Annotated in this window: 16 protein-coding genes; 12 read left to right on the plus strand and 4 right to left on the minus strand. The window is 39.4% G+C overall.

The window, feature by feature from the left end; genetic code table 11:
- From dtd to mnmG, 4 genes are all read right to left on the minus strand, one after another.
- Nucleotides 1–453, minus strand: coding sequence for a D-aminoacyl-tRNA deacylase (dtd, locus tag GD630_RS16335; RefSeq protein WP_022275847.1), 453 nt, complete (start codon nucleotides 451–453; stop codon nucleotides 1–3).
- A 79-nt stretch (nucleotides 454–532) separates the two neighbouring features.
- Nucleotides 533–2341: an excinuclease ABC subunit UvrC gene (uvrC, locus tag GD630_RS16340; protein ID WP_394368264.1), complete on the minus strand. Its 1809-nt coding sequence runs from the start codon at nucleotides 2339–2341 to the stop codon at nucleotides 533–535.
- Between the two features lie 52 nt (nucleotides 2342–2393).
- Nucleotides 2394–2924 carry an adenine phosphoribosyltransferase gene (locus GD630_RS16345; RefSeq protein WP_007757107.1) on the minus strand — a complete coding sequence of 177 codons (531 nt, stop codon included), beginning with the start codon at nucleotides 2922–2924 and terminating at the stop codon, nucleotides 2394–2396.
- Nucleotides 2925–2977: 53 nt separating this feature from the next.
- Nucleotides 2978–4864 (minus strand): tRNA uridine-5-carboxymethylaminomethyl(34) synthesis enzyme MnmG, encoded by a 1887-nt coding sequence (mnmG, locus tag GD630_RS16350; protein ID WP_143867168.1) that lies wholly within the window; start codon nucleotides 4862–4864, stop codon nucleotides 2978–2980.
- A gap of 1279 nt (nucleotides 4865–6143) precedes the next feature.
- Between mnmG and GD630_RS16355 the strand changes: the two genes are divergently transcribed.
- The 12 genes from GD630_RS16355 to GD630_RS16410 all read left to right on the plus strand — a co-directional run bounded on the left by GD630_RS16355 (nucleotide 6144) and on the right by GD630_RS16410 (nucleotide 24907).
- Nucleotides 6144–6713: an RNA polymerase sigma-70 factor gene (locus GD630_RS16355; RefSeq protein WP_022274753.1), complete on the plus strand. Its 570-nt coding sequence runs from the start codon at nucleotides 6144–6146 to the stop codon at nucleotides 6711–6713.
- A gap of 247 nt (nucleotides 6714–6960) precedes the next feature.
- Nucleotides 6961–8160: a FecR domain-containing protein gene (locus tag GD630_RS16360; protein WP_143867166.1), complete on the plus strand. Its 1200-nt coding sequence runs from the start codon at nucleotides 6961–6963 to the stop codon at nucleotides 8158–8160.
- Between the two features lie 39 nt (nucleotides 8161–8199).
- Nucleotides 8200–11568 (plus strand): SusC/RagA family TonB-linked outer membrane protein, encoded by a 3369-nt coding sequence (locus GD630_RS16365; RefSeq protein WP_143867164.1) that lies wholly within the window; start codon nucleotides 8200–8202, stop codon nucleotides 11566–11568.
- A gap of 111 nt (nucleotides 11569–11679) precedes the next feature.
- Nucleotides 11680–12921: an IS110 family RNA-guided transposase gene (locus tag GD630_RS16370; protein ID WP_238482909.1), complete on the plus strand. Its 1242-nt coding sequence runs from the start codon at nucleotides 11680–11682 to the stop codon at nucleotides 12919–12921.
- Nucleotides 12922–13216: 295 nt separating this feature from the next.
- Nucleotides 13217–14746, plus strand: a complete 1530-nt coding sequence (locus GD630_RS16375; protein ID WP_143867143.1) for a RagB/SusD family nutrient uptake outer membrane protein — start codon at nucleotides 13217–13219, stop codon at nucleotides 14744–14746.
- Nucleotides 14747–14765: 19 nt separating this feature from the next.
- Nucleotides 14766–15536, plus strand: coding sequence for a DUF4843 domain-containing protein (locus GD630_RS16380; protein WP_143867141.1), 771 nt, complete (start codon nucleotides 14766–14768; stop codon nucleotides 15534–15536).
- An 18-nt stretch (nucleotides 15537–15554) separates the two neighbouring features.
- A complete protein-coding gene (locus GD630_RS16385) occupies nucleotides 15555–17267 on the plus strand; it encodes a PKD-like family lipoprotein (protein WP_143867139.1) in 1713 nt (570 codons plus the stop codon).
- A gap of 84 nt (nucleotides 17268–17351) precedes the next feature.
- Entirely contained in the window at nucleotides 17352–19661 is a 2310-nt protein-coding gene (locus GD630_RS16390) for a S9 family peptidase (protein WP_302029696.1), read from the plus strand.
- 18 nt (nucleotides 19662–19679) lie between these two features.
- The gene (locus GD630_RS16395; RefSeq protein WP_143867135.1) at nucleotides 19680–22418 is read left to right on the plus strand and encodes a S9 family peptidase; all 2739 of its coding nucleotides are present in this window, start codon (nucleotides 19680–19682) and stop codon (nucleotides 22416–22418) included.
- A gap of 4 nt (nucleotides 22419–22422) precedes the next feature.
- Nucleotides 22423–22842, plus strand: coding sequence for a lipocalin-like domain-containing protein (locus GD630_RS16400; protein WP_143867133.1), 420 nt, complete (start codon nucleotides 22423–22425; stop codon nucleotides 22840–22842).
- 224 nt (nucleotides 22843–23066) lie between these two features.
- A complete protein-coding gene (locus GD630_RS16405) occupies nucleotides 23067–23636 on the plus strand; it encodes an RNA polymerase sigma-70 factor (protein WP_143867131.1) in 570 nt (189 codons plus the stop codon).
- Between the two features lie 89 nt (nucleotides 23637–23725).
- Entirely contained in the window at nucleotides 23726–24907 is a 1182-nt protein-coding gene (locus GD630_RS16410) for a FecR family protein (RefSeq protein ID WP_229099072.1), read from the plus strand.
- The last annotated feature ends 5 nt before the right edge of the window (nucleotides 24908–24912 follow it).

Below are 24912 nucleotides of genomic sequence, written 5' to 3' on the forward strand. Positions count from 1 at the left end.
TTATTCTTTGTTCTTGGTATCTATACATATAGTAACAGGGCCGTCGTTTAAAAGTTCGACTTTCATATCCGCCCCGAAAGTACCTGTACCGATTGCCTTGCCCAATGCGCTGCTCAGATCTTTGCAGAACTGCTCGTAAAGCGGAATGGATACATCCGGCTTTGCAGCTTTGATGTAGGAGGGGCGGTTCCCTTTCTTGGTGGAAGCGTGTAAAGTGAACTGGCTGATGACCAGAATCTCGCCTCCGTCTTCCAGAATGGACTTATTCATTACTCCATTTTCATCGTCGAAAATACGCAGATTTACTATCTTTTTGCAGAGCCAGTCAATGTCCTCCTGACCGTCGGCTTCCTCGATACCGACTAAAATCAGCATTCCTTTTCCGATGGCAGACTTGCAGTTTCCGTCAATAGTGACTGATGCATGGCTTACCCGTTGTATAACAATTCGCATTACTCTTCTTTTATTTCATGATTATGAAAGGCAAATTTACAAAATTAAGAAGAGAAAACGGTGTATTGGGAAGAAAATATTATAATCCTTCTTTGACTATTTTTGCTTTGGCTTCTCCGACAACGACAGCAATATCCTCTAATGAGGCCTCTTTGATTCGTTTTACGCTCTTGAACTCTTTTAGAAGAGCCGTTTTGGTCTTTTCTCCAACCCCTTTGATGGTATCCAGCGCAGATGCCACTTGCCGTTTGCTGCGTTTATCGCGATGGAAACTGATTGCAAAGCGGTGTACTTCATCCTGAATCTGTGTCAGTAGGCGGAAAAGCGGGCTATGCTGCTTGATACCGATTGTTTGCGGTGGAAAGCCGAATAGGAGTTCCGATGTACGGTGGCGGTTGTCTTTTGCCAGTCCGGCAATAGGAATATTGAGGCGTAATTCATCCTCAATAACTTCTCTGACGACCTCCATTTGCCCTTTTCCACCATCAGTGATGATCAGGTCGGGTAGAGGAGCGTTTTCTTCAATAGCACGCTGATAACGCCTTCTGACGACTTCTTTCATCGAAGCGTAGTCATCCGGGCCTACGACGGTCTTTATATTATATTTCCGGTAATCCTTTTTCGATGGTTTGGCTTTTTTAAATACGACGCAGGCTGCCACTGCGTCAGAACCTTGTATGTTCGAGTTATCGAAACATTCAATCTGCAATGGAGGTCTTTCCAGATGCAATTCTTGTTGTATCTCTTTCATCAAACGCATGCTCCTCTGCTCCGGATTCAGCTTTTCCGCCTGTTTCAGGCGGTCGGCCTTGTATTGCTTCACGTTTAAGATGGAAAGTTCCAATAGCTTCTTCTTATCTCCCCGTTGGGGAACGGTGAAAACGACATTATTCAGCTCCATATCAAGCTCAAAAGGAACGATAATCTCTCTCGACTGACTCTTGTAACGCTCTCGCATCTCGATAATGCCCAGCGTCAGAAGTTCTTCTTTTGATTCATTCAGCTTCTTCTTATATTCGAAAGTGAAAGCCTGGTTGATAGCTCCGTTGGTGATATGGAGGTAATTGATGAAGGCCGAATTGGTTTCATCTTCTTCGATAGAAAAGACATCTATATTATGAAGGACAGAGCTGACCACTTCCGACTTCGAACGATAGTTTTCTATTAAAAGATACTTCTCTTTTATTTTCTGTGCCTCCTCAAACTTCATCTCGCCTGCCAATGTCTGCATTTTCTCCAGCAGCATACGGCTTACTTCTTGCGTATTTCCCTTGAGAATCTCTTTGATTTCATCGATATTCTTGAGGTAGTCTTCCTGTGATTGCAGCCCGATGCATGGTCCGGCGCATTTCTTGATATGATATTCCAGGCAAACATTGAATTTGCCTGCCCGAATGTTCTCCGGGCTTAAGTTTAAATTGCAAGTCCGCAAAGGATATAGATGCTTTATTAAGTCCAATACCGCATACATCGAGGGGATATGACTATACGGACCATAATAGGAAGAACCGTTTCTTATTATCTTTCTCGTTTTGAAAACTCGGGGAAAATACTCGTTTTGTACGCAAATAGAAGGATAAGTCTTGTCATCCTTCAATAAAACGTTGTAACGGGGTTTGTATTTCTTTATCAGATTATTTTCCAGAAGGAGAGCGTCCTCTTCCGTGTTGACTACAATGTAGCGAATATCCACGATTTTGCTGACCAACACCCGTGTCTTTCCGGGTTCGTGTTCTTTACTGAAATAGGAGTAGACCCTTTTCTTTAAATTTTTAGCCTTTCCAACGTATATAATCGTTCCTTCCGAATTCAGGTATTGATAAATACCCGGCTTTTCGGGAAGATTGGCTACGATTCCTTTCAGATATTCATTGAACTTCGCTTCCATACGTATGCTTATTCTCATTCTTTGGGTTTCATCACACAGAGGACGCGGAGTATTATAGCGTCAGTACGGATTCTACCTCTACATCATCGCCGAATACGGCTTTCCCGTTCAGGTCTTTCAACTCGATGATGAAGTTTACATATACTTTTTTAGGCTTTAGCATTTTCACAAGTTCACAAGCAGCTTTCATTGTTCCTCCTGTTGCCAGCAGATCGTCGTGTATCAGAACTACATCGTTCTCGTCCAGCGCATCTTTATGAATCTGCACGGTATCTTTTCCGTATTCCTTGTCATAACTTGCCTCAAGTGTTTCGGCCGGAAGCTTGCCTGGCTTGCGGATAGGGACAAAGCCGGCATTCAGACGGGTTGCCAGAATAGGCCCCATGATGAAACCTCTTGATTCTATGCCTATAACTTTTGTGATACCTTTGTCCTTATACATATCGAACATGACATCCGACAATTCCTGCAAACACCACGGGTCTTTGAATAATGTCGTAACATCATAAAACAAGATTCCGGGAATGGGGAAATCTGGTATTTCCCGAATACTTTTGATTAGCGTTTCTTTGCTCATAATCATTGATTTATATCGTTTCTTTAAATGTTTTGTTTCACGTGAAACGTTGCGCATTATCATCGTCCCGAAAGCACCAGTAATACATTGATGTCGCTTGGAGATACTCCCGGTATTCTGCTTGCTTGGGCAATTGTTTCCGGATCTATCTTTACCAGCTTTTGGCGGGCTTCGGTAGATAGCGACTGAATGGAAGCATAATCAAACTTCCCTTTAATTTTTATACTTTCCAATCGTGCCAGCTTTTCTGCTATCATCCGTTCTCTGTCAATGTATCCTTGATACTTGATTAAGATTTCAGCAGCTTCGAGAATTTCTTCTTTTCGGCCTTCATCGGAACTTGTCGCTTTTTCCAATTCCCGTTGGAATGCCGGAATATGCTCTGATATGTTTTCAATCGTCACTTGCGGACGATTCAGTATTTCTATCAACTTGCATCCTTGACGCAGAGGAGTGGTTCCTATCTTTTCGAGTGCATCATTGATTAATGCAGGTTTCATCGAATAGTTTTGTGCGAAGGAAACGATTTGCTCCACTGCTTCCTTTTTGCTTTTCATTAATTGATAACGATCTTCTTTGGCCAGGCCAAGCTGATAGGCTCTTTCGGTGAGTCGCATATCTGCGTCATCCATTCGGAGCAAGATCCGATATTCTGCCCGTGAGGTGAACATCCGATAAGGTTCATCTACACCTTTTGTTACCAGATCATCGATCAATACGCCTATATATGCTTCGTCACGTGCTAATGTGAATGCTTCGCCACCATGACAATTGATATGTGCGTTGATTCCGGCTATTAATCCTTGTCCTCCGGCTTCTTCATATCCGGTAGTACCATTCACCTGTCCGGCAAAGAATAAATTTTTGATAATCTTCGATTCCAACGTATGTTTCAATTGTGTCGGGTCGAAGTAGTCATATTCGATGGCATATCCCGGGCGGTAGATCACCAAATCTTTGAATGCCGGAATTTGTTTTAGCGCTGCGATCTGTATGTCCATCGGAAGCGAGGAAGAAAATCCGTTCAAGTATAATTCTTGGGTGGTTTCACCTTCCGGTTCCAGGAACAACTGATGCTGGTTCTTGTCGGGGAAAGTAACGATCTTGGTTTCGATACTCGGACAATAACGTGGACCGATACTCTGAATCTGTCCGTTGAATAGAGGGGAATCCGGCAGACCTTCGCGTAGAATGCGATGTACTTCCTCATTCGTATAGCAGGTCCAGCATTGAAGTTGTTTTAAATGCCGCACGCTTGTGTTCATAAATGAAAACTTATGGAAGTCACATTCTCCATCCTGTGTTTCCATCTGATCAAAATGAACGCTGCGTGCATCTATTCGTACCGGAGTTCCGGTTTTCATTCTACCGTATGTGATCCCGTGACGGGCGATGGATTCGGTCAGTTGGTAAGAAGCCGGTTCGGCCATTCTTCCTCCCGGCAACTTATGACGTCCGACGTGCATAAGTCCGTTGAGGAAAGTTCCTGCGGTTAGTACGACACACTTCGCTTTGAAGGTAACTCCCCAAACTGTAACAAGGCCGGTCACCTCTCCGTTCTCCACCAGAAGTTCGCAGACGGTATCTTGCCAGATATGAAGATTGGGTGTGTTCTCCAGTTTTTCCCGCCAGGACCAGATAAACTTGGCGCGGTCACATTGAGCGCGCGGACTCCACATGGCAGGACCTTTTGACCGGTTTAAGATTCGGAATTGGATGGCCGTCTCGTCCGTAACCAATCCCATCTGTCCACCCAGTGCATCTATTTCACGTACAATTTGTCCTTTGGCGATTCCTCCTACTGCCGGGTTGCAACTCATCTGTCCAATCTTGTTCATGTCCATTGTGATGAGACAAGTCTTTGAACCTAAATTAGCGGCAGCGGCTGCCGCTTCGCAACCGGCATGTCCGGCACCAATTACAATTACGTCGTACTTAAAATCCATTCCTATCTTATTTATTATCTAACGCTGCAAAGTTACAGAAAAGTTGCGAGAGTTGTATCTTTAAGCTGTTTTTGCTTCCGAAAAATCGGGGAGAGGGACGGGCGGATTGAAAAAAACGCCGTGATTTCGGGTTATGAACATACAGTTTGTTCAAAAAATAAAGTTGTTCTTGCTGCTTTGGTGGTTTACTTTCTACTAAAAAGTAAGAATTTTGCCTCTATATGTTTTCGTATGCTTTCTTTTTGCTACTTCGGGAATTGCCAGAATTTTGAAGAAACTAGACCGTTTTTCACCCGAACTCTTGACATAAGTCAAAAAAATAAGTTCAAATATATTTTTTAATAAAATGTCTCTTGTCATTTTCCAAAACAGCTATACCTTTGCATCGTAGTTGTGAAACTACTTAAATTTTTAGGTATTAGAAAAAGAAAAATTAAAAGGTAAAAAATTAGAAGGTATTAGTTTATAAATTTAAGGTATTAGATTTTTTAGATTGTTTTTTAGGAAAAAGTTTGTTTTGATTAGGTATTGGTAAAAGAGTAGTTTTTAGGTAACAAGTAAATGAAAGATGAAGAAAAGAAGAATCCCATTAATGGGGATTCTTTAAGGTGGAGCGGAATGATTCGCTCTTTTTTTATGCCCGTTTGTGTCATTAGCAGTACTATTTCATAGATGAATACTCTGTAGTCTTATCCTGGATTGGCGCTCTTTTCAGATTATAAAAGCGACATTCCATTCGTTCCACTCTAGTGGATAGAACCGTTCACTGGAGTAGACGGAACTGTTCACTAGAGTACAATGATCTGTTCACTGGAGTGCAACGGTTTGGATGCGCAATAGATAATGCGGGGAATATGGCTTGATAAAGCGCTCTTGAATGCTTCCTTGCATATAAATGTCTGTTGGTTGTGGGCTGAAGTACTGTTGGATAAAGAAGAAAAGAAGCTTGCGTTTGTCATGAGAGGAAAGAGTATGAGAGATCCTGTAAAAGATATGAGAGATCTCGTGAAAAGTATGAGAGATGCGGAACTTTAAAATCATCTCTCATTATATAATCGTCTGATCATAGGTTGTTTACCTTCCTTTTATGAGAGATATGAGAGATGAAAATGAAAAATTAGTTTTAGGATGGCGCTGCTTTTATTTTCTATTTTGTAGCTTGGTTAAGCCTGCGTTTCTGAAAAAAACAATATATTTGCATTCGTAAATATCGCAAAAGTAAGTAGTTACAGCGTTTTTGATGAATTCTGTTTTCTTTTTTCGCAGGTAATGTGACAGTATGAAGGATAAAATTGACGCCATAGTAGCGGGAGTCAACCGAAAGGATGAAAAGATATGGGGCGATTTCTATGATCGTTTTTATGCCGCTCTATGTGTGTATGTTTCCAAGATATTGCCGGTGCCCGATGCGGTGGAAGATTTGGTTCAGGAGGTTTTTATTTCTATCTGGGAAGGTAAGCGTACTTTCTCTGATATCAAGGAACTCGCCAATTATCTTTATCGTGCCTGCTATAATAACACCTTATTATATATACGCAATAATCAGATCCATGATACTATTTTAAGTTCTCTTGCTGAGGGAGAAGGTGTGGAAGATGAGGATATGATTTATGCTTTAACGGTAAAGGAGGAAATTATCCGCCAGTTGTATCACCATATTGAAGAACTTCCAGCCGAACAACGCCGAATCATCTTGCTGAGAATTGAAGGGTATACTTGGGAAGAGATTGCGGAACGTCTGGGAATTAGTATTAACACCGTCAAAACTCAAAAGACGCGCAGCTATAGATTTCTCCGTGAGAAGCTGGGGGATTCCATGAATTCCATAATTCTTTGTTTATTTCTCTAAAAATAAGAAAAAACATTCTGATACATATTTGCCTTTTTATAGATTGATTAAGTTTTGTTTCTTTTGTTAAAATCACCGCTATTTCTTTTCTGATGTGACAAAATGATATATTTTTGTCGCAAAAATCGACCTCTCTATATTATTCTACTAAAAAAATAGAATCTTTTTGTCACCCTTTTCTATAAGTTATGTATATCTATAATAAAGAGAAATTAAACAGTCGTTTAATTAAAGAATGGTCAATAAGATGAAGAAGTTCGAAAATGTATATCAAGATGCTGCTTTGATGAGAAGAGTTCTTCTAGGAGAAGCGGATGAAGCGGAACAACAGGAGCTTGAAAAGCGATTGGAGGAATGTTCGGACTTGCGGAAGATATATGAGCAATTGCAGAATAGTGAGACGTTGAAAGCTGCCTTTAAGGAACGTCAAAATTATTCATCGAAGAAAGCTTATCAATCTTTCCTTCAAAAAATAGGACAAGTCGAACCGGAAAGACAAAGACGTCGGTCTCTTCGCATCGGGTGGTATATTGCTGCCGCTGTCGTTATTTTCGCAGTGGGGCTTTCTTTCTATATGTTGAATAGCTCTTCTCCGAAAGAAGAAAGCAGACCTTTGATTCAGCCGGGTACGCAACAAGCACAGTTGACCTTACCCGATGGTAGTGTCATTGATGTGGATAAGAAAGAAGTAAATGTGGTAGTGGATGGTATTCAGGTAAAATATAAAGAAGGAGTACTGTCTTATCAATCAACCGTTACAACACAACACGAAGAAAAAAACGTTGAAGAGCAATCGGCAAAATCAAATGAACTGGTTATACCGCGTGGAGGAGAAAATACGGTAATCCTTGCGGATGGAACTACGGTTCATTTGAATGCTGGCTCTAAGTTGACCTATCCTGTACGCTTCGTTGGCAAGCGTAGGCTTGTAGCTTTGGAAGGTGAGGCCTATTTTGATGTCGCTGAGGATGAAAATCATCCGTTTGTTGTGCAGACCCATCTTGGAGATGTGATTGTGTTGGGTACTGCTTTTAATGTAAATGCTTACATCAACGCCTCCGTCTGCTACACGACACTGGTTCGTGGTAAAGTGCAATTCTCTGCACCGAATGTGGAAGCTATCACTCTCTTGCCGGGTGAACAGGCAGTCGTTTCGGCTAATGGCTCGGAGAAACGTATGGTGGATCTGGAAGAATATGTAGGTTGGGTAGAAGGCCTGTATGTCTTTAATAATCGTTCTTTAGGAGAAATCATGGAAACGTTCGAGCGCTGGTACGACATACAAGTATATTATGAAACCGAAGATTTACGCAACATAACTTATAGTGGTAGTTTGAAGCGCTACGGGACAATCAACTCATTCCTTGAGGCATTGGAACTGACCGGTGATCTGACTTATAAGATCAGTGGTCGGAATATTTTGATTTATGGCAAAATGGAAGATTAGAAGCAAAATAGAATATTAGATAAGTTTAATTGTTAATTTATGAGAGAAAGACGATGGCTGCTATGTTTTTTAGTGGCGATGTGCTGTACGCTTAGCACATGGGCTTTACCGTCACAAGACAAGACGGTGACTTTGAATCTGCGTAATGTCTCAGTTGAGACGGCTTTGGATGCAGTGAAGAAGCAGACAGGAGTGAATATGTTGTACAATTCACAAATGTTCAAGGGAGTTTCTCCGGTATCTGTTAATGTAAAAAACGAGAGATGGGAAGTGGCTCTTAAGTTGATTTTGAATCCGCAAGGGTTTGATTATGCTGTGAAGGATGGTATTGTTGTTATTCGTAAGATGCAGACGGAGAAGCGTGAAAATCGTATCCGTGGTATGGTTGTTGATGCGAATAGAGAGCCGATACCGGGAGCTAGTATTATTGTGAAAGGTACTCGTACGGGTACTTCTACCAATATTGAAGGTGAGTTTACACTGGATGTGAAAAACGATAAAGTGACCTTGGAAGTTTCTTTTATCGGCATGAAGAAACAGACGGTCCAGGTGGATGCCACTCGTAGAAAGGCGTTGGAGATTATATTGGCTGATGATGTAAAAACATTGGATGATGTGGTTGTGACCGGATATAGTAATGTTCGTAAAACTAGTTTTACAGGTAGCTCTACGCAGATTACAGGTGATGATTTACGAAAAGTATCTCAAACTAATGTAATTGATGCCATGCAGTCTTTTGATCCTTCTTTCCGTCTTATGACAAATACGCAATTTGGTTCAGATCCGAATGCATTACCAGAGATGTATATTCGTGGACGTTCAGGAGTTGGAGTGAGGGATTTGGATAAAGATCAACTCTCTAAATCAAATTTAGAGAATAATCCTAACTTGCCTACTTTTATTATGGATGGTTTTGAAGTGAGTATAGAGAAGGTGTATGACCTTGATCCTACCCGAATTGAAAGTATGACAATTTTGAAGGATGCTGCTGCAACTGCAATTTATGGTTCACGTGCAGCAAACGGAGTTGTTGTTATTACTACAGTGGCTCCCAAACCGGGCGAAGTACGTGTGTCTTATAACTTTACTGGGACTTTGGAAATGCCTGATTTAAGAGACTATAATTTGGCTAATGCATCCGAGAAGTTGGAAATAGAGAGACTTGCCGGGTTATTTGATGTGTCGGCAGGAGATAATATGGGAAATATTATAAATTCATATAGTAAAAAGTATGCGCAGATACGAAAAGGAGTAGATACAAATTGGTTAGTATTGCCATTAAGAAATTCTTTTGATCATAAACATAGTGTGTATGTAGAAGGAGGAACACAAAACTTGAGGTATGGTGTGGATGCTTCTTATAATGGAACAAAGGGAGTTATGAAAGGGTCCTCTCGCGATCGTTATAGTGTCGGTTTCTCTTTGGATTATAGAATGAAAAGCCTTCAAGTAAAAAATACGGTGTCTTTTACCCATACGAAATCAACTGAATCACCTTATGGCTCATTCAGCAATTACACGAGTATGCAACCCTATGACACTCCTTATGAAGATGGAATATTAGTAGAGCAACTAGCCTTCTCGAAAACGGATAGGAATAGTGCGGCAAATAATCCTTTATACGAAGCAACTTTGGCGAATTATGATTGGAATGCATATGATGAGATTACAAATAATTTAAGTTTAAATTGGTATTTGACTGACTATTGGACTGTAAGAGGACAATTTAGTGTGACTAGAAAGTACGCTAATAGTGAGAAATTTATAGATCCGTTATCGTCTAAAACTAGTGTGCTGGGGGAATCTTCAAGTGGGAATGAAGATAAGGTAGGGGATCTATACACAACTAATGGGAATAATTTAGACTGGAATGCAAATGCTTTTTTGTATTATACACGTACATTTGAGAAAAAACATAATTTGAATGTATCTATAGGATGGGAAGCTTCAGCAGGTTCGCAGGATAATACGAGTGCCCATTATCGTGGGTTTTCATCAGGACAATTTCACTCTTTAAATTATGCTTCAGAAATCTATAAAAAACCAACACGTACAGAAGGAACTTCTCGCATGGTGAGTGTATTGGCTACAGCCAACTATACATGGAATGATATTTACTTAGCGGATGTTTCGGTACGTTTTGATGGTTCTTCTGCATTTGGTTCTAATCAAAGGTGGGCACCCTTTTTCTCAGGAGGTTTGGGAATAAACTTGCATAATTATGATTTCTTAAAAGGAAATAGTTGGGTGAATAAATTGAAAGTACGTGGTTCTTATGGGCGTACGGGAAAAGTAAATTTCCCTTCCTATGCAGCTACTACAATGTATGAAACTCTTTTCGATGAATGGTATGCAACTGGTTACGGAGCGGTATTAAAAGCTTTGGGTAATAAGGATTTAACATGGGAAAAAACCGATAAGTTTAATATTGGTGTAGAAACTCAGTTCTTTGACAGGCGTTTAACAGTAGAAGCTGACTATTATTATGAGAAAACGATAGATTTAGTTAATGATGTCAGTCTTTCTAATACTTCAGGTTTCTCTACTTATAAAAGCAATATGGGTGAAGTTATGAATAAGGGATTTGAGTTGACTGTACGTGCTGATGTGTATCGGAATCGTGATTGGATAGTAGCTTTGTGGGGAAATATGGCACACAATACAAATAAAATATTGAAAATATCTGATTCACAGAAAGCATATAATCAACGTGTAGCTGAATTTTATAAAAAGGAGCAGGATGCACAGAATATAAATTATTCATTGAAAGATGCTAACTATTCTGTACCTATTGCACAATATGAAGAAGGACAATCATTGACATCCATTTGGGCAGTTAAATCATTAGGTATCGACCCAACTACTGGTAAAGAGATCTATTTGAATAGAGATGGTACAGTGTCCGATAAATGGGATGCTACGCAAGAAGTTGTTGTGGGTAATACAGAACCGAAGTTTAATGGAGCATTTGGTGTAAATCTTACTTATAGGGAATGGAGTCTGTTTGCTTCTTTCTTATATGAATGGGGAGGGCAAGAGTACAATCAGACTTTGGTAGATCGAGTGGAGAATGCAGCGATAGAGCGAGGAAACGTGGATTTACGAGTATTGACAGATCGCTGGCAAAAACCTGGAGATGTTGCCCAGTTTAAAAATATTAAGGATAGTAAATTGACTACCTTGCCTACATCGCGTTTTGTACAGGATAAATCTTATATCCGTTTGAGTGCATTGACATTGAGTTATGATTTTAAACGTGAATGGATAAGGAAGTATTTAGGTATGAATATGCTTCGTCTTGAGGCCAGTTCAAGTGACTTTATAAATTGGAACTCCATCCGTCAAGAACGTGGATTAAGTTATCCAAAATCATGGAAAGTGAATTTTTCAATTAAAGCACAATTTTAAGACTTACTATAATGAAACCCTCATGACAATTTAGAAGTCGCCAAAGTAAATGAAAATGTTCTGTCGCACGTCTTATTAGTATATCTTAGCATATCACTAATAATGACGATTATGGCAGGGATTCATTTCGATCAGGTTGTATCGCGCGGTTGCGGTATGGACATCCACAAGAAGGTGGTGGTAGCGACGGTCCAAGGCGAAGGGATCTGTAAGGAGACCAAGTCTTTTGACACCTTCACGAGTTCTTTGACACAATTGAGAGAATGGTTGGTATCATTAGGAATCACTCACGTTGCGATGGAGAGCACTGGAGTGTATTGGAAACCGATATACAACGTGTTCGAGGATTACATCCGCAACATCTGGATTGTCAATGCCCGTCACATCAAGAATGTTCCGGGTCACAAGACAGACAAGAACGACAGTGAGTGGATATGCCAGTTGCTAATGGCAGGATTGCTCAAGCCCAGTTTTATTCCCCCTCGTGAGCAGCGCGAGCTTAGGGATCTTACTCGTTACCGCCGCAAGCTGATAGAAACGGTGTCGGCCAACAAGAACCGCATCATCCGTACGCTTGAGGACGGCAATGTCAAGTTGTCCAGCGTTCTGAGCGACACGAGCGGCTCAACTGCGACCAAACTGATAGAAATGCTTTGCGATGGCAGGATTCCGACATTGGCAGACATAGAGTCTGTACGACACAAGCGTTGTCTGCATTCCGCGGAGGAAATGCTTGAGGCATGCACGGGTTATATGAACAGCCACAAGATATACATGCTTCAGAAGATACGTTCATGCAACAGACGGCTCACGGAGGAAATCACGGAGATGGACAGGCATATCAAGGAAATCCTCTCTCCCTACGAAGATGTCATTGCAAGGCTGAGCGAGATACCCGGAGTGCAAAACCGCACCTGCGAGGAACTGATAGCCGAGATTGGTCTTGACATGGGCAACTTTCCTACTGCGGCGCATCTTTGTTCCTGGGCAGGAATGTGTCCAGGCAACAACGAAAGTGCTGGCAAGAAGAAGAGCGGAAGGACGAGCCACGGAGACAAGCATGTAAGGGCTACACTCGTTGAAGCCGCATGGGCTGCCTCACGAACAAAAGGGACGTTCTTCATGGAACGCTTCAACCGACTTGCCCCACGCAAGGGCAACAAAAAGGCGTTGATTGCCGTTGGGCACTCCCTTCTCAAGTGCATACACTATGTGTTGTCAACAGACGGAAGATACAAGGAGCTTGGAGACAGTTATGTGCCTGAGAAGAAAGAGAAGCAACGCAAGGAATACCTGAAAGGTGAGTTAAAGAAACTTGGCTACCATGTAGTCCTGACGAAGAAAAAAGATTAGCCTACACAATATAAAACTGGGGACTGAGTTAATCCAAGGCCGAATTTTACTGGAACATCCCGAGTCCGAAAATGAAACTGGTCCCAACTGCTGAGAGGCAAAGTTTGTGACATTATGAGCACGTGTATGAAAATTCAACATCAACTCAGCAGTATAAATATAAATTGCCGAACATGCCAGCCGCGCACTTGCCCAACAGTGAGTGCTCTCTATTTTTGTGTCATTGGCTCAGAGAATACATAAAAACAAAGTAAAAACAGCCGTTATAAACTAAAACGGCACAAATAATTTTCGTATGAAAAGAATATATAGAACAATCATATCATTAGCTTGTTTAGCACTAACGTTTTCATCCTGCCAAGATTGGCTTGATTTATATCCTTCTGATGAAATCAAGGAAGAGTATCTTTTTTCTTCAGGTGATGGATTCCGGACAGCATTGAATGGTATTTATCGTAAATTATCAACATTTGATTTGTATGGAAGTAATTTGACGTGGGGGATTGTAGATGCTTGGGGACAAGTGTATGATAAGAATAGAGCTCCAACGAGCGGTAGTGGACAGGCAATGAGTAAAATCTGTAATTTTAATTATAAGCATTCAGAGTTGACACCAACAACAGATGCTATGTGGAATGCTGCCTGGAATATTATTGCCAACTGTAATAACTTGATACAGCAGGCAGAGGTTGCTGATCCTGCATTATTTTATGATCACGATACTGAACGCCGTATGATTTTGGGAGAAGCAATAGGGTTACGTGCATATATGCATTTTGATTTACTTCGTATGTATGCTCCTGCTCCTGCTGCGAATCCTAATACACGTACTTTTATTCCGTATGTAGATAAATATCCTAGTTATGTAAATGATAAACAAACGGTTAGCTATTGTCTGGAACATGCTATTGCTGATCTAAAAGAATCACAACGTATTTTATTTGATATAGATACAGAAAGTACAAATTTTAATCCTGATAGGCGCTTTGTGCAAAAAGTGGCTGGTGAAGGTGCTTTTGCTGCGCTAAGAGGGTACCGCTTGAATTACTATGCTGTAACAGCCATATTAGCAAGAGTATATTTATATGCAGGAATGAACGACGAAGCATACGCGGAAGCGAAAAAGTTGATAGATGAAGAGGGGAAAACAAAATATTTTGCAGCCGATGAATCTTATTATGCTTCTGATAACTTTAAGAACGGTAATATGAAGATGTATGATAATATAATTTTTGCATTGTATTCTCCTACAGAATTAGTAGACTGGGATAGTGAGATCAATCATCTGACTGATGGTAAATCAGAATCTGATCAGAATTATTTGTCTTGGAGTAGTAAAATGCTTGATGCTGTATATGGTGTAGAGAAAGAGGATGATTTTCGCTTTAAGTATCAGTTGGAATCAAAATACTATGGATATAATTATCGTACATTGAAATATTATAAACAAGTGGAAAGTACAGAATACGGTAAGGCAAATAATCAGATTATTCCAATGATTCGCATGTCTGAAGTATATTATATTGCGGCTGAAGCAATTTATACAGAAGGTGATTTGCTTAAAATAGCTGAAGCAAAAAGTTACTTAGAAAAAGTGAAAAAAGGACGCGGTATTAAGACTGTAGATTATTCATCTGTTTCTTCTAAGAATGATTTTGTGAATATGATTGTAAATGATGCACGTCGGGAGTTTTTTGGTGAGGGACAAACATTATACATGTTTAAACGTCTAAATAAAGTTTTGACCTGTGATAGTGGTGAGATTCCGATGACGGAAGAATACGTCGTATTACCGTTGCCCGATTCGGAAAGTAATATCAAATAACTAAATTGGGAGTAAGAAAATGAATGTTAAGAATTTTATAATTCCTGCTATAGCATGCTTTTGCTGCTCTAGCTTTTTTATCTCTTGTGAAGAGCAAGGCTTGATGGTCAATGATAATGACGTCTCGTATATTATTTTTGCCAACGATATGACTAAAGACACTACAACTGTTTCTTTTAAAGTTTATAATGAGGGCGAAGTTCCGGAGATTCCATTAGAGGTTTCAGTATATGGTAAAGTTCAGGATAAAGATTTGAAGTTTTCTGTAAGTGTAGATGAAGACCGTACAACTTTACCTGCCGATTTATATGAATTACCAACAGAGTGTCTGATTGAGAAAGGGCAACTGACGGGAAATGTTTATATAAAATTTAAGAATTCAGAGATATTGAGTACTAACACGTTGATTTTAGCATTAAAGATAGATGAGAAGGAAGAAGTAAGAGAGGGGGCAAGACAATACTCAAGGGCAATTGTTACTGTAACAGATCGTTTGTTTAAACCCAGTTGGTGGTCGGTAGCTGATGCAGGTGGTGCTGATACTCCTCTCAACTCGGTTGAAGAGTATTATTTAGGGATATATTTAGAAGATAAATATAAGATGTTCTTGGATGAGTTGAAAAAGGATGATATGGTATTTGATGGTAAGAACAAACAAGTGCTACGTAAATATGCATTGAAGCTGAAAAATACTTTGAAAGATATTAATGCGGAAAGAGCAGCACAAGGTTTGGGACCATTGGTTGATGAGAAAACACAATTAGAGATTACAGTTCCTGTTGCAGGGTAATAGAAAGGAAGTTAGTTTATGAATAAATCGTTTGTATATATAGTCATAGCAATCTTATGTGTAGCTATGTCAGCTTGTCTGGATGATGACAATAATTATAATTATGATAAGCTAAATGAGCTTCAAGGAGGATATCAATCTATTGGAGGACTTAAAGATGATTATAGCATTGCTGTAGATGAAAAGTTAACTTTAACACCGACTTTTAAGTTTACAATTGATAGTATTGCACCGGATGTGAGTTATGAGTGGTATTTGGATGGCCAATTGTTAGCGGATGAACAAGGTCCGTCCTATACTTTCTCTTCTTCTAAAAGTGGTACTGCTCGAATTACTTTTGCTGTGATAGATAATAAGTCGGGGGTAAAGTTTGCGAGATCAACAACTGTTAAGATTCGGACAGAGTTTCAACGCGGATGGGCTATTCTTTCTAAAGGAAATGATAACAGGTCTATTTTGAACTTTATAATCCCTTCCACTGTAACCTATTTTACAACTATAGATGGGAATGAGGAAGCACGTGATTCATTAGTGTATCATAGAGTGAAGATGGATGTAACTCCTAATCTAGGAATGAATCCTATTGGTTTAATGGAAAATCTGGGTAATATGGATTACTATAGTTCATTGGGGCTTGAAGTATATGATGAACTGCTTGTAAAGCAAGATAAATGGGCTGAATTGAATGGTAATACTTTGGAACATGAATTGTATACTTTTGAAGAATTTAATAAAGATTTACCTGATAATTTTTCTCCCGTAGAAGCTGCTATGACATATTCGGCAAAATTACTTCGTAATGAGAATGGGCATGTTTTCTTAAATAATAAAATTGATGCGGGTGACTTTCATGCGGGATTTTATACATCTGTTCCGTTAAATAATGGAATGAAGTTTCGTAGACTGTTTCAGAGTCTTAAAATTAATGACCTTTATTGTTCCGTTATTCCAGCGCTGAAGGAAGATAATACATTAGTTGGAATTTATGACGGTGGTATTACTGTTAGTGATTATAGTACAACCATCAGTGAGAATTCTACTAAACTGACTGGAAATGTTTATGAAATTACAGAAATGAATGATCAGAAACATTTTCAGAAAATGTCTCAAGAAGTTGTGGATATGATTCCTGCTGCTAGTGCAAGGAAAAATGATTATGATGTTTCGGCAGCTGTTCCTGCTTGGGTTGCACTGATGAAAGAGCCTGGTAGTAATTCGTATGGATTGAGATATTTCGCATTGGAAGGAAAAGATGGAGGAGGTGTTGCAACTATCTCGGAAGCTGAATATTTTGAGAAAGGATTAGGTGTAATACCAAATTATAAAGACATTGCAGTTTTTAATAATAAAATGTTTGTTGTAATTGCAGATGGAAATAGACTATGGTATTGTCAATATGGTCAAGATCCGGAGACTGGTACTAACCATAATGAAGCAATGCTTTTGTTAGGAGAAATGACTAGTGATATAGTATCGTTAGCAGTTAATGACTTGTCTGCTTCTCCATATATGCCAAGTTATAATGGGCAATTGGGAGTTGCGTTAGCGGATGGAACATTCAGTATTTATGAAGTTAAAGAAACTAAGAATCAGGCTACTGGGGTTTGTGAAGAAGTAACTTTGGGTAAGCTGTTTCCTAATGAAGTTATAGAAGATAACCACTTTGGTAATGTTGTTGATGCACTTTATAAACTTGGTCGTGGGTTTGATTATTTCTGGTTTGAGTTTTAATTAATATATGAATGTTTTTTCGAAAGAATTATTATAATGAGTATTAAAGTTTTTTTTGTAGCTACTATACTAACATCTTGCACTATGGTGCAGATGCTTGCTCAGGTATCTATTGGTAAATCAAGCAATATATTTGCCAATTATGAATTGGCAGATAAATTTCAGGATTTTACTTTAGGAGGTAAATTATCTAATATTAGTTTATCGGTTTACCCTCGGGAGATAAACGATACAGATAATTTCTGGTTTGAGTTTCAGACGACAGTAGGTAAGGACTATTATTATGTGATGCCTGCTGCAGGAAAACGTGAACCTCTTTTTGATAAAGGGAAGATGGCTATGCAGTTGAGTGAATTTACCAAAGGTGTAGTAGATAGAAATAAACTGGATATCTCATCTGTAACTTTTGCCAAAGACCAAGGCTCGTTTGAATTTGATTATAAGAGTAAACGATATAGCTATAATCGTTTGACGGGTAAGTTGACATTAGTAGAGAAGAAAGAAGAAAAGAAGGAACCGGAAGAACCAATTTATAGTTGGATGACTTTTTCGCCTGATAAAAAGTATATTTTGTATGCTAAGAACCACAACTTGTATGTAAAGGGGAATAAAGCATTGGGAGTGGATACAACCGAGGTGCAGTTGACTACTGATGGGGTAGAAAACTTTTCTTATGCTCGTGAAGAGGAAGCTGGGGAGAATGGAGAAGTACCGACAACGGCGCTTTGGTGTCCCGATAATCGCCATATCTATGTTGTACGTGATGATAACCGTTTGTTGCGAGACTTCTGGGTAATCAATTCATTGGAAGATTCTCCTTCGTTGATAAAGTATAAATATGAGTTTCCTGGTGATAAGTATGTTACTCAAAATGAATTGACGATTATTGATATTGTAGAGAAAACGGCAAAAAAGGCGAAGATAGACAAATGGAAAGACCAATACATAATGCCTCTTCATGTTACTTCAGATAGCAAATACTTGTTCTTTGAACGTACTAAGCGTACTTGGGATGAGGTAGATGTGTGTTCTGTTAACCTCTCAACTATGGAAGTAAAGGAAGTTATTCACGAAGAAGATAAACCATATCGTGATCCACATGCCCGTAATGTTGCAATCTTAAATGATGGAAAAGATATTCTATTCCGTTCAGAGCGTACTGGTTGGGGGCATTATTATCATTATGATGGAGATGGAAACCTTAAGAATGTGATGACTTCCGGTGAATGGGTAACAGGTTATATTAATTCTATTGATACGCTGAAACGCAAAGTTTATCTGTATGGATATGGAAAAGATAAAAAAGTGAATCCTTTCTATTACATGCTTTATGAGGTTGATATTGACAAAGAAGGAGTAACTCCTTTGAGCACGGAAGACGGACAGCATAATGTGAATTTCTTGAAATCCCATAATTACTATGTAGACACCTATTCAAGAGTGGATATGGAGCCTAAAATTATGCTGAAAGATAGAAAAGGCAAGGTGATTATGGAGTTGGCAAAACCAGATCTGGATTTAGTTTATGCATCAGGCTGGAAAAAACCGGAACGTTTTGTCGTGAAGGCAGCCGATAATGTTACAGATTTGTATGGAGTGATGTGGAAACCGTCTGACTTTGATCCGGAGAAGAAATATCCGATTATTTCGGTTGTTTATCCCGGACCTTATTTCGGATTTGTACCTACTAACTTTACACTAGATGATAGTTATTGTACTCGCATGGCGCAACTCGGCTTTATTGTAATTACAGTAGGGCATCGAGGTGATACACCGATGCGCGGTAAGGCTTACCATCGTTATGGTTATGGTAATATGCGCGATTACCCACTGGCGGATGATAAATATGCGATTGAACAGCTAGCGCAACGTCATTCATTTATTGATGGAAAGAAAGTGGGTATTTACGGCCATTCCGGTGGTGGATTTATGGCTGCGGCTGCTATTTGTACCTATCCGGACTTTTATACGGCCGCTGTGTCTTGTTCCGGTAACCATGATAACAGTATTTATAATCGTGGATGGGGAGAGTGTTATAATGGTGTGAAAGAAGTGGAAAAGGTGGTGAAGGACAGTTTAGGCAACGAGACGAAAGAATATGAATATAAGTTCAGTGTAAAGTCGAATGCAGAAATTGCTAAGAACCTGAAAGGCCATCTGATGCTTGTGACAGGAGATATGGATAAGAATGTTAATCCTGCACACACTTATCGCATGGCTAAAGCACTGATTGAAGCTGGTAAAGATTTTGATATGTTGGTGATTCCGGGAGCTGGTCATGGATATGGTTCTGCAGATAAATATTTTGAAAGGAAAATGTATCGCTTTTTTGCCAAGCATTTACTGGGTGATGCTCGTGCAGACTGTTGGGAAGATATAAACCGTAGTAAATAAGGCAATAGATTAAACTATATGAAGAACTCTTTCTTTAGATATTTGTGTTTGGTAGCTGCGCTGCTGTCATACAACTCTGCCGGAGCAGAACAAAAAGTGAAAGATCAACCTGCCGAACGACAGTCTCACTTATTGAAACCATTGGATATAGCAGCTTGTATGTCGTGGAAGCGCGTCGAATCACCCGATATTTCTCCGACAGGGCGATGGGTAACTTATCGCATTGCTCCGATGGAATATAATCCCGATGATAAGGAGTCTAAGATATTACATCTGTTTGATTCGCGTACACGGAAAGAAATAGCATTGTCTGATGTCGAGCAGATTCAATATTATGATGCAGACCAGGCTATTTATTATCAGCAGGCGGATACTGCTGGAAATATGAAGACAATATTAATGTCGTTACCGTCCGGAGTGAAAACGGAGTGGGTGTATAAAGAATCTTTCCATCCTGTAGAAGGAGTTCCTTATTCGGTATCTGTAACCAATGTACCGGAAGATACGGTTAGCCATATTCCGGCTTTCGACCGCTTGGTAGTACGTCATCTTAAAACTGGAACTGCATTTCAGATTGACAGTATAGGCTACTATACGCTGTATAATCAGAATCGTTCAATTCTTTTTATTCGTAAACAGGCCAAAGGAAATGCTTTGTGTTATGGTCCACTGGCTGGTCCTTACCAAACTATTTATCAAAGCTCCGTCAAGAAAGAACCTTCTTCTTTCAGCCTTGATGCCAAACAGATGACTGGAGAGTTTACAGTGAACGATTCTTTATGGTATAATTTCTCTTTAAAGAAGAATACCTGTGATTTGGTCTTTGACCGTAAAGAGATTATTCTCCCTACAGGAATGGAACTTGCCCGGGCAACTCTATCACATAGCCAGAAATTTCTGACAATTGAGCTCAGACCCTATCAGGGAAAAGTGAGTAAAGATAAAAAAGAAGAGAAGGTAAAGCCTGATGAGAGCTTCGAGCTGGAATTATGGACTTGGGATGAATATGAAGTTCCTACTTTGCAGACGCGCGATCGTTATTTCCATCCCCAGTATTCGAAATATATCTATGATATTGCTTCTAAAAAAATGATGGAAGTGGCTCCCAGTTATGCCAATTTGTTGGAGCCGGACCGTGCGGAAGAAATTCATTATGTACTTTATACGGACGAAACTCCTTATCGTATGCAGAAAGAATGGCTTAATGAAATGCCGTTTGACATCTATTCTGTGAATGTGCATACGGGAGAAAAACAATTAGTAGGACGTAACTACAGGACAAGGCCGCGGTGGTCGCCAAACGGTAAATGGGCGGTGATGTATGATCCTATGGCGAAAGTCTGGAATAAATTTGATGGAGCTACAGGCAAGCTAACCGATATATCGACTGCTATCGGTTATCCTATATTTGAAGAAGACTATGACAAACCGAATCCTGCACCTGCTTATGGTATTGCAGGTTGGACTGCTGAAGGCAATAATGTATTGATTTATGACGCTTATGACTGGTGGAAGATAGATTTGACAGGAGAACGTCAGTCGGAGTGCCTTACGAAGGGATATGGACGTAAAAACCGGAAATTTATCCGTAAAATGACTAGCAATATTGATAAGGAAGTTTTTGATTCGGATGAAAAGATTATGGTGAGTGTCTGGGATACTGATACTATGGATGAAGAAATATGCTTGCTTGATATGAAAGGTAATCTGAAAAAACTGATGGGAGGTCCTTATATCTATGCAATTCACCGCTTCTCTGATAACCAGAAGTATTGTATCTGGAATCGTCAGAACATATCGGAATTTCGTGATTTATGGTGGAGTAAATCGGATTTCTCCAATCCAATCAGAATAACAACTGCTAATCCCCAACAAAATGAATATAAATGGGGAACGGTTAAGCTTCTGGAGTGGACGAATTACGAGAATAAGCCGAACAAAGGGCTGCTTTATCTTCCCGAAGATTATGATCCTAAGAAAGAATATCCAGTATTGGTACAATTTTATGAGACTCACTCTGGCGGATTGAATACTTATAATGCTCCAGGTTTGAGCAGTGCAATGGCGGATGTGATGTACTTTGTGAGTAATGGGTACATTGTATTTATGCCGGATGTACATTTTACTGTAGGAACGCCGGGACAGAGCTGCTATGATGCCGTAGTAAGCGGAACGAAATACCTGATAGAGCAGGGAATAGCACATCCGGGGAAAATAGGTCTTCAGGGACATAGTTGGTCAGGTTTCCAGGCTAGTTATCTGGTGACAAAGACGGATATATTTACTTGTGCTAATATTGGGGCTCCTATTACTGATATGGTAACCGGTTATTTGGGTATTCGTGGTGGAAGCGGTTTGCCGCGTTATTTCATGTATGAAGAATGGCAAAGCCGTATGGGAAAGAGTTTGTGGGAAGCCAAGGATAAATATTTGGCAAGTTCTGCTATTGTGGAAGCGGATAAAATACATACCCCATTATTAATTTGGCATAATGATAAGGATGAGGCTGTTGCCTACGAACAAGGTCGTGCACTTTATTTAGCAATGCGTCGTTTGCAACGTCCGGCATGGCATCTTAATTACAAAGGTGAAGGACATTTTCTTGGTAGTCAGGCAGCACAAAAAGACTGGACTATCCGAATGAAACAGTTCTTTGATTATTACCTGAAAGGAACGAAAGAACCGCGTTGGATGAAAGAGGGTATTCATCTAAGAGAGCGCGGAATTGATCAGAAATATGACTTACTAGAAAAATAAAAAAATGAAGAAACTATTAATTACAGTAATAGCTCTGTCTTGCTTTGCATTCAGCAGCTACGGACAAGACAAGGTGGAAAAACAAATTATTGGTAAATGGTGTAATCCTTATACCTATGAATCTACTGGTGAACTCAAAGGATTTGAGTTTGAGAAAGGTGGTAAATGTTCTGCTATCAATATTCCTTCTTTAGATTTAAAAACTTGGAAGATTGATAATGGTTATTTAATCGTTGAAGGATTTAGCAAAGGGGAAGATGGGAAGACGGAAGTGTATAAAACACGTGAACGTATTGGTTATGTAACATCTGATTCATTGGAACTGGTTGTTCAGGAAGCACAGCCGCGGTTGGCTTTTCTGTATCTGAATATGAAGTCGATAAAGAAGTTGGTGACTCCGGAAGTTGCACCAAAAGAAAAGTAATAAATCTCTCTCTTAATAATTTAGTGTTAATTTAGCATTATGTTGCTAATAGAAGCACCTTGTCGTAGGGATTACGATGGGGTGTCTTTTACTTTTTTATATCAGAATTGTAGCTCATTACGTAAATATTTATCAAATTATTACGATATGTTCTGAACAATTTAATATTATATTTAGCATGGAATATCGCTATTTAATTGTATTTTTGGCACAAAATGCCCAAAATGGATAGCAGAGAGATTTCCATAGAACAGATAAATAAACTGGATGCTACAGCTTTCCGTATGCTTTATAAGACTTATTATAAGGCATTGGTTTGTTATGCAATACAGATAACAGGGGAGTCTGGAGCTGCAGAGGATATTGTACAGGAACTGTTTTCTACTCTTTGGGAAAAGCAATTATCATTTAAGTCATTGGTGTCATTGAAGGCCTATCTATATAATTCCGTTCGGAATGCTTCAATTGATTATCTCAAACATAAAGATGTTGAATTTGATTATTTGCAGAAGATAATAGAATCACATCAGGAATACAGAGTAGGAGATGAGGAAGAAGATGATTTCTTTACAGAGGAGATTTTTCGGCAACTTTTTATGACTATTGATTCTTTGCCGGAACGTTGCAAACAGGTCTTTTTGTTGCATATGGAGGGTAAGAAGAATGAAGAAATAGCAGCTGCGCTTTATGTTTCTCTTGAGACCGTTAAAACGCAAAAGAAACGGGCGATGTCTTTGCTCCGGAAAAAGTTAAGTCCATATCATTTTGCATTGCTTTTGTCTATTCTTCCATAAAAAAGATATTTTTTGAAAAAAAGTTGTTTTAACTTGTCCCTCATTTTATTTGTTTAGTCGTCTTTATATAAATGATGCAAAAACATATAATGGAACGCAAAAGAAATATAAATTCTATAATTCATGACCAGCTACTAGGACAGCTTTCGGAAGAAGAAGAGAAACGATTGCAAGTTTGGATTGAAAGTTCTTTAGAAAATAAAAAGAACTATGAAAGTCTAATGCAAGATACTGATTTGTCTGAAAGATACCGTCAATTTGCAACAGTGGACGAGGAACAGGCCTGGAAAAAGTTTCAGGAAAAACATTTTCAAGTTCGTGGAATCCATCGCAGGATGCTTTGGAGATATGCTGCTATCTTTATGATCCCTATAATTATTGGTGCTGCTATTTGGGTGGGAATGTGGCGAAACGCTGATACCGTACCTGTAAGAGTACAGGATGATCAATTAGCAATGATACGTTCGGAAAAGATGGGAAAGCAGAAAGCTACTCTTGTATTGGCCGGCGGGCAGGAAATTGAATTGAAATCGGCTTCCCATCAATCGTTGCAGGACTCGACTATCTTGCCGATATTATCTCCAGAAGTTATGGAAGAAACACAATCAGAAAATGGAGACGTTACTGCTACTGACAATAATAAATTGGTCACTTATGATGATAGTGAATTTTGGCTCACTTTTGAGGATGGAACAAAAGTGCATTTGAACTATAATACGACTTTAAAGTATCCGTCGCATTTTAGTGCAGCTAGTCGTACTGTTTATTTGGATGGAGAGGCCTATTTTCAAATAGCTAAAGACGACCGTCCGTTCCGGGTTATAACAGCAAATGGGATTGTCAAGCAATATGGTACCTCTTTTAATGTCAATACACATGTAGCCGGAGTCACGAAAGTGGTATTGGTGGAAGGAGCTATCAGTGTTCTTCCTAATCAGGGGGATGAGCATAAGATACATCCGGGGGAACTGGCCGTCCTAAATGGAGCAACACAGGATGTTCAAATCAGCAAGGTAGATATAGAACCTTATATAGCTTGGAATAGCGGACGTTTTGTATTTGATAATTGTTCTTTGGAAACCCTTATGGAGGTGATATCCCGTTGGTATGATAAGAAAATAATGTTTGAAGATGAAGATATAAAGACGATACGTTTTACCGGCGACCTTGATCGTTACGGTTCTATAATCCCTATATTAAAAGCAATTCAAAGAGTTACTCATCTGGAAATGGATGTTGAAGGAGAAGCTATTATTATTAGAAGAGAATAAAACAA

The sequence above is a fragment of the Bacteroides zhangwenhongii genome, assembly GCF_009193325.2.
GTDB classification, from domain to species: Bacteria; Bacteroidota; Bacteroidia; order Bacteroidales; family Bacteroidaceae; genus Bacteroides; species Bacteroides zhangwenhongii.